This is a genomic window from Sphingomonas sp. Ant H11, from assembly GCF_000797515.1.
GTDB lineage: Bacteria > Pseudomonadota > Alphaproteobacteria > Sphingomonadales > Sphingomonadaceae > Sphingomonas.
Genome location: NZ_JSBN01000045.1, coordinates 1 through 12,407, shown reverse-complemented (window position 1 = coordinate 12,407; position 12,407 = coordinate 1). Strand labels below are relative to the sequence as shown.

At 63.1% G+C, this 12,407-nt stretch carries 10 protein-coding genes and 4 pseudogenes; 3 read left to right on the top strand and 11 right to left on the bottom strand.

The genetic code is table 11. The features are described 5' to 3' along the window. Positions 1 to 152: 152 nt before the first annotated feature. The 3 genes and pseudogenes from NW75_RS27745 to NW75_RS25115 all read right to left on the bottom strand — a co-directional run bounded on the left by NW75_RS27745 (position 153) and on the right by NW75_RS25115 (position 3,457). Positions 153 to 433, bottom strand: a pseudogene (locus NW75_RS27745) (SWIB/MDM2 domain-containing protein). Between the two features lie 193 nt (positions 434 to 626). Continuing rightward, complete coding sequence (locus tag NW75_RS09835) at positions 627 to 3,260, bottom strand: TonB-dependent receptor (protein WP_033965010.1); 2,634 nt, start codon at positions 3,258 to 3,260, stop codon at positions 627 to 629. Beyond that, positions 3,257 to 3,457 (bottom strand): hypothetical protein, encoded by a 201-nt coding sequence (locus NW75_RS25115; protein ID WP_033965009.1) that lies wholly within the window; start codon positions 3,455 to 3,457, stop codon positions 3,257 to 3,259. Before NW75_RS25115 ends, NW75_RS09835 begins: the two co-directional genes overlap by 4 nt. A 42-nt stretch (positions 3,458 to 3,499) precedes the next feature. Here NW75_RS25115 and folE point away from each other — a divergent pair, with 42 nt between their 5' ends. The 3 genes and pseudogenes from folE (at position 3,500) to NW75_RS09815 (ending at position 5,226) form a co-directional block, all read left to right on the top strand. Then, positions 3,500 to 4,120: a GTP cyclohydrolase I FolE gene (folE, locus tag NW75_RS09825; RefSeq protein WP_033965008.1), complete on the top strand. Its 621-nt coding sequence runs from the start codon at positions 3,500 to 3,502 to the stop codon at positions 4,118 to 4,120. Positions 4,121 to 4,125: 5 nt separating this feature from the next. Next, positions 4,126 to 4,872 (top strand): SDR family oxidoreductase, encoded by a 747-nt coding sequence (locus tag NW75_RS09820; RefSeq protein WP_033965011.1) that lies wholly within the window; start codon positions 4,126 to 4,128, stop codon positions 4,870 to 4,872. Then, a pseudogene (locus tag NW75_RS09815) lies at positions 4,869 to 5,226 on the top strand (dihydroneopterin aldolase). The gene NW75_RS09820 and the pseudogene NW75_RS09815 overlap by 4 nt, the downstream one beginning before the upstream one ends. Before the next feature lie 127 nt (positions 5,227 to 5,353). On the opposite strand, the gene leuA reads toward NW75_RS09815, so the two are convergent. The 8 genes and pseudogenes from leuA to NW75_RS09780 form a co-directional block, all read right to left on the bottom strand. After that, positions 5,354 to 7,012 carry a 2-isopropylmalate synthase gene (gene leuA, locus NW75_RS09810; RefSeq protein WP_033965006.1) on the bottom strand — a complete coding sequence of 553 codons (1,659 nt, stop codon included), beginning with the start codon at positions 7,010 to 7,012 and terminating at the stop codon, positions 5,354 to 5,356. A 162-nt stretch (positions 7,013 to 7,174) separates the two neighbouring features. Further along, positions 7,175 to 7,816 carry a TMEM175 family protein gene (locus NW75_RS09805; RefSeq protein ID WP_231565090.1) on the bottom strand — a complete coding sequence of 214 codons (642 nt, stop codon included), beginning with the start codon at positions 7,814 to 7,816 and terminating at the stop codon, positions 7,175 to 7,177. After that, positions 7,813 to 8,001, bottom strand: a complete 189-nt coding sequence (locus NW75_RS27315; RefSeq protein ID WP_269430307.1) for a YceI family protein — start codon at positions 7,999 to 8,001, stop codon at positions 7,813 to 7,815. Before NW75_RS27315 ends, NW75_RS09805 begins: the two co-directional genes overlap by 4 nt. After that, a complete protein-coding gene (locus tag NW75_RS27310; protein WP_269430306.1) occupies positions 7,998 to 8,441 on the bottom strand; it encodes a YceI family protein in 444 nt (147 codons plus the stop codon). The genes NW75_RS27315 and NW75_RS27310 overlap by 4 nt, the downstream gene beginning before the upstream one ends. 129 nt (positions 8,442 to 8,570) lie before the next feature. Then, entirely contained in the window at positions 8,571 to 9,560 is a 990-nt protein-coding gene (ilvC, locus tag NW75_RS09795; RefSeq protein WP_033965003.1) for a ketol-acid reductoisomerase, read from the bottom strand. A 202-nt stretch (positions 9,561 to 9,762) separates the two neighbouring features. After that, positions 9,763 to 10,278, bottom strand: a complete 516-nt coding sequence (ilvN, locus tag NW75_RS09790) for an acetolactate synthase small subunit (protein ID WP_010403246.1) — start codon at positions 10,276 to 10,278, stop codon at positions 9,763 to 9,765. Continuing rightward, positions 10,278 to 12,033: pseudogene (locus NW75_RS09785) on the bottom strand (acetolactate synthase 3 large subunit). Before NW75_RS09785 ends, ilvN begins: the two are co-directional and overlap by 1 nt. A 78-nt stretch (positions 12,034 to 12,111) precedes the next feature. Then, a pseudogene (locus tag NW75_RS09780) lies at positions 12,112 to 12,407 on the bottom strand (tRNA dimethylallyltransferase); the annotation flags it as partial.

Sequence of the window (12,407 nt, the reverse complement as noted above, 5' to 3'; positions counted from 1 at the left end):
GTGACACTCGCCATCAGCCGACCCACCCCCAACCCCTCCCTTCCAGGGAGGGGAGGAAGAAGGGGAGGAGCAAGCCCCCCACACACGCAAAACGCCGACACCCCTGCGGAGGTGCCGGCGTCCGACGTCTTTTAAAAGCGATCCAGGAGGGATCAGGCCTTCATGTGGCCTGCCAGGTGCTTGTTCATTTCGAACATCGTCACCTTGTCCTTGCCGAAAACCTTCTTCAGCTTTTCGTCGGCGACGATCTCGCGCTTGTTCTCCGGGTTCTGGAGATTGTGTGCCTTGATATAGGCCCACACCTTGCTGATGACTTCGCTACGCGGCAGCTTGTCGGTGCCGACGATCGCGCGAGCTCGGCCGAGGGGGTGATGGGCGCGAAGATGCCGCCGGTCTTGGGCGCATCGCTCTTCGCGGTTGGGGTCTTGGCCATTATGTGTCCTTCCTGAGTGTCGTTACAACCGACATCGGTTTCACGCCTTGAATAGCGCTGCGCTCCTTGTGCGCTGCCTTTTTGCCCTTGTCACGCCTTACAATGCCCTGAAATGCGTCGGTTTCGGGGTTGTAACGCAAAAAGGCCCGCTCTCCGGTTCGGAAAGCGGGCCGTTACGCCACAAAAGCGTCGCTCAGAATTTGAAGCGGATCGTCCCGCCATAGGTAACGGGCTGGTTGGGATAGGCCGAAACGCTGCCCGATTGCGCCACCGACGAGAAGATCGTCGTGATATAGTGGTTGTTGGTGACGTTGCGGCCCCAGGCCGAAACTTCGAGCCCGTTCTCGAACTGCAGCGTCGCGGCAAGGTTGAGTTCCTTGACCTCGCGTTCAAGGGTGATGACGCCTTCGGCGATCTGCACCGGCGTTTGGTAATCAAAGTCGCCGCGCAGCAACAGCTTCATCCCGTGCGACAGCGGTTGGGTATAAGTGGCCCCCATCGATGCCGAGAATTCAGGGATGCCGGCCGGGCGTGTTCCGGACAGGTTGACCGGCCCGACCGTGTAGGTGCCCGCGACGATCGCGCCGCCATTGGGGAAGGAGTCGTATTTCGGGTCGAGATAGGTCACCGCGCCGTTGAGCGTCAGCCGCGGCACCGGGGTCACGCTGCCATCGAACTCGACCCCGAAGGTCGATTGCTTGGGCGCGTTGAGCAACGAGAAGCCGGTGCCGGTGAAGACGTTGCTCTGGAAACCGGTAATCTGCTGCTGGAACACCGCCATGTTGAAGGCGAAGTTGCGATATTGTCCCTTGATGCCGCCTTCGATCACGCGCGACTTTTCAGGGCCTGCAAAACGCGAGCCCGAGCTGAGATTGACGACGGCAAGCCCGGCAGTACGCAGCGCGACGAGATCCGCCGCAGTCGGGCGGCTGTCGCGCGAGAGGTTGACCGAGCTCGCCTTGAAACCCGTCGCATAGGTGACATAGGCGTTCAGGTGGTTGTCGAGCTTGTACGCCGCGCGCAACGTGTAGGAGAAGTTGCTGTCGCTGGTCTTGCCGGGTTCGACCGCGTTGGGCACGTTCTGGAACGGCGGCAGGAATTGCAGCGGGCGCAGCGCCGCGAGCGGGTTGGCCGCAGGGTTGTTCTGATTGGCGTTGGCGTTGGCCTGCGCACCTGCGTTGATCGCACTGAAGGCCGCCGGATTGGCACCTGCGAACGCCCCGATCTCGGCTGCGGTGGCCGAGCGGCCAAGACCCAATTGCGTACCGATCAATTGGGCGAGGCCGCCCTGGTAGAGCAACTGGTTGCGGAACGGCGCATATTGCGGCGCATCGAAGTTGATGCCGGAAAATACGTCGGTGCTGACAACGTTGGTCGAGAAGTGCTTGCGGTCGTCGGTATAGTTGAACCCGGCGGTGAGCGTCAGCCGGTCGACCGGCTTGAAATCGGCGGTGCCGAAGATCGAGAAGGATTCGTCCTTCAGCGCATAGGATTCGTTCAGGCCGTCGCCGGTGCGGAAGAAGGTGCCGGTATATTTCGCCGGATTCCCTTCAAGCGCGCCAAAGGTCGTTTCCAGCGTGGCGACGCTCAATGCACCACCGGTCGCGCCCTGGATCAGCGCATTGCCATAGGGGCGGAATTGCGAACCGAACGTGATCTGGTTCTTCTGGTTGATCTTTTCGTTGAAATAGAAGCCGCCGAGCAGGAAGTTGAGCGGTCCCTCGAAATCGGTGGCGAGACGCAGTTCCTGCGTGAACGTATCGATCCCGACATTGGCCGAATTCCGCCCGATCAGATCGGCACCGGTGAAATCCGAATCCTGGTTGGTGGCACTCTTCACTTCGCGATAGGCGGTGATCGAGGTCAGTGCGACCTTTCCGAGGTTGTAATCGGCCTGAACCGATCCGCCGTAATTCTCGATTTTGTTGCTCGACAGGAAGTTGTTGTACACCTTGTACGAGAACACGTTCTGCGGATCGATCCCGTTGCCGCCGGCCAGCGCCTGGACGATCGCTCCGGTGGACCCATTGATGAGGTTGCCGGCCACGCAGCAGTTTTCGTCGATCTTGTCGTAATCGCCGATCACGCGGATCTTGAAATCGGCGCTCGGCTGGAACAGCAATTGCCCGCGAACGCCCCAGCGGTTGCGATCGTTGACGTTGGTCTTCTGCAAGGCGTCATAGGCGTACCCGTCGCGACGGTTGTAATTGCCGCCGATGCTGAAGGCGAGCGTATCGCTGATGGGACCGGTGACGGCCGCCTTCAGGACGACGGCGTTGTAATTGCCATAGGTCGCCTCGGCATTGCCCGCGAATTTGAAGGCGGGCTCGGCGGTGACGATGCTGATGATGCCCGCCGAGGCATTCTTGCCGAACAGCGTCGATTGCGGGCCGCGGAGCACTTCGATGCGCTTCAGGTTGGGCAAATCGGAAATCTGCGCGGCCGATCGCGAGCGGTACACGCCGTCGATGAATACGCCGACCGAAGGCTCGATCCCGGCATTGTTGGCACCGTTGCCAAAGCCGCGGATGATGAAGTTGGTGTTCGCCGAGCTCTGGAGCTGATTGACGCGCAGCGACGGCACGACGCTTTGCAAATCCTTCAGATCGCGAATTTGCGCTTGCTCGATCGTTGCGCCACTGGTTACCGACACTGCAACAGGCGTATCGAGCAACGTCTGCTCGCGCTTGGTTGCGGTGACGACGATGTCATCGCCATCGGGCGTGGTTTGGGGCGCAGGAGCCGGGGGAGGAGTGGTTTGCGACAGGGCGGGCGTGGCAGAAAGCATCGCCAAAGCCGACGCTGCAAGCAATTCGAACTTCTTCATGATGGCATCCCCTTGATGGTCAGCCCCAATCTCATGTCGGGTGCTGGTTTTCGAATGTACGGTTTGTGAAATAGCGTGTCGTTGAATCGCCCGTCAATGACATAATAATAGGGAAACTGCGGCATTCGCCCGCTGTGTTCAAAATAGAACAGTTTCCAGGGCGACTGGAATTCATGTTGCAGTACGGCGAAACGCATTTGCCGTAACGTCAATCGCACGGATCGGGGTAAGGGAAGATAATGAACGATAGTTCCGATGCAGGCGGCGACGGCGATCTGGTGGCCGGACCGGCGAAGATTCCGGTGCCGGAGGAGGTCGCGGCAGCTGTTCGCACGCTGATCCGCTGGGCCGGGGACGACCCCGCGCGCGAGGGTTTGCGGGAGACGCCGCAACGAGTCGCGCGGGCGTGGAAGGAATATTGTTCGGGCTATGCCGACGATCCGGCAGTCCATCTGGCGCGGATCTTCGAGGAAGTGGGCGGCTATGACGAGATTGTGCTGCTGAAGGACATTCCGTTCCAGTCGCATTGCGAACATCACATGGCCCCGATCATCGGCAAGGCGCACATCGCCTATCTTCCGGGCAATTACGTCGTCGGCATCTCGAAGCTGGCGCGCGTACTCCACGCCTTTGCCCGCCGCCTGCAAGTGCAGGAGCGGCTGACGGCGGAGGTCGCGGATTGCATCTGGGACAATCTCAAGCCGCTGGGTGTGGCGGTGGTGATCGAGGCGAGCCATGCCTGCATGACTGCGCGCGGGGTGCGGACGCCAGGCGTTGCGATGGTCACCAGCCGGATGATGGGTGTGTTCCGCGACGACGAACGCAGCCGCAAGGAAATCCTCGCCTTGATGGGATGCTGATCGCAATGCCGCGCACCGTGCTGGTGACTGGGGCGGCGCGTCGCCTTGGGGCGGTGATTGCGCGGCATCTGGCGGGCGAGGGCTGGCGCGTCGCAATCCATCATCTGCATTCGGCGGAAGATGCGGACCGGCTGTCGGCGGCCTTGCCCGGCTCAACGGTGCTGACCGGCGATCTGTCCGACGCGGAAGTGCCGGGGGCGTTGGTCGAGGCCGCGCGGGCGGCGTTTGGCGGGCCGCTCGCGGCGGTGGTGAACAGCGCGTCGCTCTTCGACTATGACACGCCGCCGCGCATCGGCCGGGCGTTGCTGCGCGACCATTATGCCGTCAATCTCGAGGCCCCGGTGCTGCTGGCCAACGCCCTGGCGGAGCAGCAGGATCTGACGGAGGGAGCGGTGGTCAATTTGCTCGACCAGAAGATCGCCAATCTCAACCCCGATTTCTTCTCTTATACCTGCGCCAAGCTCGCCCTTGCGGGCGCGACGACGATGCTGGCGCAGGCATTGGGGCCGCGCATCCGCGTCAATGCGGTGTCGCCCGGCCTGTCCTTGCCCAGCGCCGACCAGAGCGACGCCGAATTTGCCGCAGCGGCGCGCAAGAACCCGTTGCAGCGTCCGGTCGATCCCGTCGATATCGCCCGCGCGGTCGCCTTCCTGCTGGAGGCGCGGGGCGTGCAGGGGCAGACTGTGTACGTCGATTGCGGCCAGCGCTTCCTGCCGCGCGCGCGCGACGTGATGTTCGAGGGGCGGGTATGACGGTTCGGTTCACCACCATCCTCGAGGGTCTCGAAGTGACGATGGGGCTCGGCATCCATCCGCACGAACTGGCGGCGCGGCAGCGCGTGATCGTGTCGGTGCGGATGGAGGTGGTCTATCCCGCCGCCCCCCGCCGAAGACCGCATCGATGCGGTGCTCGATTATGATTTCGTGCGCGCAGGCGTGCAGGCGCTGGTCGCCGACCGCCATTTCCATTTGCAGGAAACCTTGTGCGAGGCGATCGCGGCGCTGTGTCTTGCAGACCCGCGCGTCGAGCGCGTGACGGTGCGTACGTCGAAGCCGGACGTGTATCCCGATGCTGCGGTCGGGTGCGAGATTGTGCGCGGGCGGTAGCGCACATCCGGTCTTGTCCCATTGCCCCGTTCGGGCTGAGCCCGTCGAAGCCCCCCTCGCCTGAAGCGAGGATCTGGGGCCTGCGAAGACGAGCCCTTCGACAGGCTCAGGGCGAACGGGAAGGGCGCTACGCCCTGTTCGCCGCGCTGAGCACCGCGCGCACGCTGGCGGTGGCGATATCGGCGTCGATGCCGACCCCGAACACGGTGCGCCCGTCGCCCGTGCGGCATTCGACATAGGCCGCGGCCTGCGCATCGGCACCATGGCCGATGGCATGTTCGCTATAATCGACCACGTCGAGCTGGGGGCCGGTGGTTTCGCCGAGCGCCGCGATGACGCCCGAAATCAGGCCATTGCCGCGCCCGGAGATCGAGCGTTCCTCGCCATCGACTGCGACATGGCCGACGAACAGGCGGTCACCGACGCTGCCGCTCTCATTATAATCGAGCAGACGGAAGCGGTCCTCGCCGCGCGCGAGATAGGTGGACTCGAACAGGCCCCAAATGTCGCTCGCGTTCATTTCGCGGCTGGTTTCGTCGGCCAGACGCTGGACGTGGCGGCTGAAATCGGCCTGCAGGCGCTTGGGCAGCTTCAGGCCCTTATCCTGTTCGATCACCCAGGCGACGCCGCCCTTGCCGGACTGCGAATTGACGCGGATCACCGCTTCATAGCTGCGGCCGAGATCGGCCGGGTCGATCGGCAGATAGGGAACTTCCCACAGCGTATCGTTCTTGGCTTCCTGCGCAGCAAAGCCCTTCTTGATCGCGTCCTGATGGCTGCCCGAGAAGGCGGTGAACACCAGATCGCCCGCATAAGGCGTGCGCGGATGCACGGGGAGCTGTGTGCAATAGGTAACGGTGTTGACGATCGCGTCGATGTCCGAAAAGTCCAGTTTCGGATCAAGCCCTTGCGTGTACATATTGAGCGCGACGGTGACGAGGTCGCAATTGCCGGTGCGCTCGCCATTGCCGAGCAGGCAACCCTCGACGCGGTCGGCCCCCGCCATCAGCCCGAGTTCTGCGGCGGCGACGCCGGTGCCGCGATCGTTATGCGGATGCAGACTGAGCGCGACGCAATCGCGGTTGCGGATGTTGCGGCCGAACCATTCGATCTGGTCGGCATAGACATTGGGCGTCGCGCATTCGACCGTGGCGGGCAGGTTGAGGATGAGCTTGTGGTCGGGCGTCGGGCGCAGCACGTCCATCACCGCCTCGCAAACCTCGAGGCTGAAATCGAGCTCGGCAGTCGAGAAGGTTTCCGGGCTATATTCGAAATACCAGTCGGTATCGGGCTGGGCGGCGGCCTGGTCGCGCAGGATCATCGCACCGTCGATGGCGATCTGTTTTACCTCGGCGCGAGTCATGCCGAACACGATCTTGCGCCAGGCCGGGCTCACCGCATTGTAGAGATGTACGATCGCTGCGCGCGCGCCGCGCAGCGACTGGAAGCTGGTTTCGATCAAATCGCGGCGCGACTGGGTCAGCACCTGGATCATGGTGTCGTCGGGGATGCGGCCGCTTTTGACCAGCCCCGAGATGAAATCGAATTCGGTCGCGCCGGCGGCGGGGAAGCCGACTTCGATTTCCTTGATGCCGACCTTGACGATCAGGTCGAACATCCGGGTCTTCTTCTCGGCATCCATCGGGTCGATCAACGCCTGGTTGCCGTCGCGCAGATCGGTCGAGAGCCAGCGCGGGGCGGTGGCGATCGTCTGCGACGGCCAGCGCCGATCGGGCAAGTCGATGGTGGGGAAGGGGCGGTATTTGGTCGAAGGGTCACGCAGCATGGTTGGTCTCGCTCGGTATCGCGGATCGACGTTTGGGGCGGTCTGTCCCTTAGGCGGGTCGCGGCGCAGCCCGTGGGCGCGCAGCGAGGGGCGCGCCTAAGCGCGTAAGTCGAAGCAGCGAAAGAAGCAGAGCCTGCGTCATGGTCGCGGCGCGTTAGCAAGTCACGGGGTAGGCTGTCCAGTCCGGGATTCAAACAGGCGGTCGAAAGGACTGTTGGGCAGGAACCACAGCACCGCCACCAGCATCGCGCAGCCGATGCCGAGCCAGGGCGAGATGAAGCTGAGCGGCATGCCCGCCAGATACAGGATGATCGCAACGATGCCCTTGCGCAGCGTCGCCACGTGATAGCGGCTGGCGCGTGCGCCCTGTACCCCGGTTGCGCGGATCACGCGCTGTAGCCAGGCGTAAGCGATGGCCGGGACGAACATGGTAACGAGATAGACGAGGGTCGCATCGCGGCTGAAATGCTGCTCGCCGAGATAGGCGGTCGAGAACGGCACCAGCGACAGTGCAAACAGCAGCGCCATGTTCGACCAGATCAGACCGTTGCTGACCACGGTTGCATGGCTGAACAGCCGGTGATGGTTCGACCAGTACAGCGCGACGTAGAGATAGCTGAGCGCGTAGGCGAAGAAGACGGGCCATTGCGACCACAGCTTATCGAGCCCCGCCGCGACCGGCGGGTGCAGCTCCAGTACCATGATGGTGACGATGATCGCGATCACCCCGTCCGAAAACGCCTCGACCCGGCCCACGCCGGGGCGGCCTTCGGTGTCCTCGGACGGGGGGATCGTTGGGCTCACTGAAGCTCGAATGCCGCGTTGATGACCAGCACGGTTTCATCCGACACGACGGGCACATATTTGCTGACGCCGAAGTCCGAACGATGGATCACCATGCGGCCGAGGAAACCGATCGAAGCTTTCTTGCTCATCGGATTGGTGGCCGCACCGAACAGCTTTGCGCGGAAGGTGACCGGCTTGGTCACGCCGTGCAGTGTGAGCGTGCCATCGACCGCCACGGCATCGGCGCTGAGCGGGTGACCTTGGTCGAATGGAAGGTCGCGGTCGGGAATTTGGCGGCGTCGAACCAGTCGGCTGCTTTCAGCTCTTCGGTCAGCTTGGCGCTGGTGGTCTGCACGCTGGCGATCGGCAGGGTCACGTCAAGCTGGGTGACGGCGGGCTTCGCTGGATCGACCTTCAGCGTGCCGCTGGCATCGGAAAAGGTGCCGGCATAAGGCGAAATGCCGAAATGGCTGACGCTGAAAGTCACCTGGGTGTGGTGTGGCTCGACCGCATAGGTGCCGGCCTTGATGTCCGCGACAGTGCCTGCACCGTGCAACATCTCGGGCGGTGCCATCTGTGCGATGACGGGTGCACCAAGGAGCAGCACGGCGGCGGTAGCGGCGTAGAGATGGGTAAGACGCATTGCGGTTCTCCTGTTACGTGGCCCCCAAGTGCGGCGCAACGGGTGGCAGCGTCAAACGCTGTTTCGGCAACGATCCGTTTCGTGGAGGGCGCGTGATGCGCCCTCCACCATAGCCGAAGGAAACGCGGCTCAGTTCTTGGTCTGGTCCACCAGCTTGTTGGCACCGATCCACGGCATCATCGCGCGCAGCTCCGTGCCGACCTTCTCGATCGGATGCGCGGCGGCCTGCTTGCGCGCGGCCTTGAGTTCGGGCTGGCCGGCGCGGTTGTCGAGCACGAAGTTCTTGACGAAACGGCCCGACTGGATGTCGGCGAGCACGCGCTTCATCTCGGCCTTGGTCGCATCGGTGATGATGCGCGGGCCGGTGACGATGTCGCCATATTCAGCGGTATTGCTGATCGAATAGCGCATGTTGGCGATGCCGCCTTCATAGAGCAGATCGACGATCAGCTTGGTCTCGTGCAGGCACTCGAAATAGGCCATTTCCGGGGCATAGCCCGCTTCGACCAGTGTTTCGAAGCCGGCCTGGATGAGGTGGGTGATGCCGCCGCACAGTACGGCCTGCTCGCCGAACAGATCGGTTTCGCACTCTTCCTTGAAGTTGGTCTCGATAATGCCCGAGCGACCGCCGCCGACGCCCGAGGCATAAGCGAGGCCGATGTCGTGCGCGTTGCCGCTCTTGTCCTGATGGATCGCGATCAGGCACGGAACGCCGCCGCCGCGCACATATTCGCTGCGCACTGTGTGGCCGGGGCCCTTGGGCGCGATCATGATGACGTCGAGATCGGCGCGCGGCTCGATCAGACCGAAATGCACGTTGAGGCCGTGCGCGAACGCGATCGTCGCGCCCTGCTTCAGGTTGGCGTGGAGATCGTCGGCATAAATGGCGGCCTGATGCTCGTCGGGCGCGAGGATCATGGTGATGTCTGCCCAGGCGGCGGCCTCGGCATTGGTCATCACCTTGAAGCCCGCATCGGTCGCCTTCTTGGCCGTCGTCGAACCAGCGCGCAGCGCGATGGCGATCTCCTTGACGCCCGAATCGCGCAGGTTCTGGGCATGGGCATGGCCCTGGCTGCCATAACCGACGATCGCGATCTTCTTGTCGGTGATCAGGTTCAGGTCGGCATCGGCATCATAATAAAACGCGCATTCTTTGGTTCCCTATCAAAGCCCTCTCCCCGTGGGAGAGGATACGAAGACGTGGTGGCTTAGCCGCCTCGTCGGAGGTGGTGCGGGTGATGGGCTTGAGCATCATCGCCCTCACCCTCCCACCGCTTCGCGGCGGGCCCCTCCCTCTCCCGGTGGGAGAGGGGTATTTTCTTCAAATCGCCTTGTCCCCGCGGGCGATGGCGACGATGCCGGTGCGCGCGACTTCGCACAGGCCGACTTGCCGCATCAGCGCGATGAAGCCATCGATCTTCTCGCGCCCGCCGGTGAGTTCGAACACGAAGCTGTTGATCGTGGTGTCGACCACGCGCGCGCGGAACACATCGGCGAGGCGCAACGCCTCGATCCGGTGTTCGCCGTGTCCGGAGACCTTGAGCAGCGCGAGTTCGCGCTCGACATGCGGCCCGAGTGCGGTGAGATCGGTCACCGAATGCACCGGCACCAGCCGGTCGAGCTGCGCCATGATCTGTTCCATCACATGCGCGCTGGCCGAGGTGACGATGGTGATGCGGCTGACGGCCTGGTCGGCGGTGACGTCCGACACGGTCAGGCTCTCGATATTGTAACCGCGCGCGGTGAACAGGCCGGCGATCCGGGCGAGAATGCCCGGCTCGTTATCGACCATCACGGCCAGCGTGTGCCGCTGCGTTTTTTCTTCGGTGATGTGCATTAGACCAGCGCCTTCGCTTCGTCGTCCATTTCGCCCGACACTTCGCTCGATGCGAGCAGCATGTCGGTGTGGGCTGCTCCGCTCGGGATCATCGGGAAGCAGTTGGTGAGCTTGGCCACGCGGCAATCGACCAGCACCGGCCCATCATGATCGAGCATCGCGGCGATGCCGTCGTCGAGCTGACCGATGCCTTCGATGCGGATGCCCTTCCAGCCATAGGCTTCGGCCAGCTTCACGAAATCGGGCAGCGTGTCCGAATAGCTTTCCGCATAGCGGCTCGAATAGGTCAGTTCCTGCCACTGGCGGACCATGCCCATATATTCATTGTTGAGGATGAAGATCTTGACCGGAAGGCGATACTGCACCGCGGTCGCCAGCTCCTGAATGTTCATCTGGATCGAGGCTTCGCCGGCAATGTCGATGACCAGCGCCTTGGGGTTGCCGAGCTGCGCGCCGATCGCGGCGGGCAGGCCATAGCCCATCGTGCCGAGCCCGCCGGAGGTCAGCCACTTGTTGGGGCCCTCGAAGCCGAAATGCTGCGCGGCCCACATCTGATGCTGGCCGACTTCGGTGGTGATGATCGGGCTGCGCTTGTGCGTCGCCTCCCACAACGCGCGGATCGCGCGTTGCGGCATGATTTCGGGGCCGGTCTCGGCGAAATCGAGGCTCTTCACCGCGCGCCAGCCTGCGATCATCCGCCACCATTCGGCGAGATCGGGCTTGGGATGGCGGCGTGCCTTGAACACGCGCACCATGTCTTCCAGTGCATGGCCGACATCCGCCACGATCGGCAAATCGACGCGGACGTTCTTGTTGATCGACGAGCGGTCGATATCGACGTGGATCTTCCGCGAATAGGGGCTGAACGCGTCGAGCCGCCCAGTCACGCGATCGTCGAAACGCGCGCCGAGACACAGGATCAAGTCGGCCTTGTTCATCGCCAGATTGGCTTCGTACGTGCCGTGCATCCCGAGCATCCCGAGCCATTGCGGCCCGCTTGCCGGATAAGCACCCAGGCCCATCAGCGTCGAGGTGACGGGTGCACCCGTGATCCGCGCCAGTTCGCACAGCAATTGGCTGGCCGCGGGCCCGGCGTTGATGATGCCGCCGCCGGTGTAGAGGATCGGGCGCTCGGCCGCGGCGAGCATATCCATCGCTTGCTCGATCGCGCCTGGTCGGCCTTTACCTGCGGGCGATAGGTCTTGTGGCGGATCGGGCCGGGCTTGGTGTAACGCGCGGTGGCGACCTGCACATCCTTGGGGATATCGATCACGACCGGGCCGGGGCGACCCGAGGTGGCGATGTAAAACGCCTCGTGGATCGTCGCGCCAGCGTGGCCGGGTCCTTCACCAGATAATTGTGCTTGGTGCAGTGGCGCGTGATGCCGACGGTATCGGCCTCCTGAAAGGCATCGGTGCCGATCAGTGCTGTCGGCACCTGGCCGGTGATGACCACCATCGGGATCGAATCCATCAGCGCATCGGTGATGCCGGTGACGGCATTGGTCGCGCCGGGGCCCGAGGTAACGAGAACGACACCGGGCTTGCCGGTTGAACGGGCATAGCCCTCGGCGGCATGCGTGGCGGCTTGTTCGTGGCGCACCAGAATATGCTTGATCCGACCGCCCGCAGCATTGTGCCGGAACAGCGCGTCGTAAATCGGCAGGACCGCACCACCGGGATAGCCGAAGATGACCTCCACGCCGAGATCGCCCAGCGCCTCGATCAGGATGTCTGCTCCGCTTTTCTCGGTCACGTTTCGTCTCCTTTCGCGCTGCGGCCTTAGCAGCGTTGGAGCGGCGCTGCTAGTTGCACGAAATGTACGTGTCAATCGCTAACTGCGTAATAAAATATCCATTTCATGCATTAGATCGATTGTTTCTAACGCATGACTGCGCCGCCAGCACGCCGGAGGCTGGTTGCGGAACCAGGTATATTGCCGTTTGGCATATTGCCGGGTAGCGACGCACGTTAGATCAAGCGCTTGATCTTCGGTCATTTCTCCGGCCAGCACCGCCGTCAGTTCCGGTACGCCGATGGCACGGCGGATCGGTGCGGCGGGGGCAATGTCGGGGCGATCGCGCAACGCCGCGACTTCCGCGCGGGCACCGTCGGCAAACATCGCCGCCG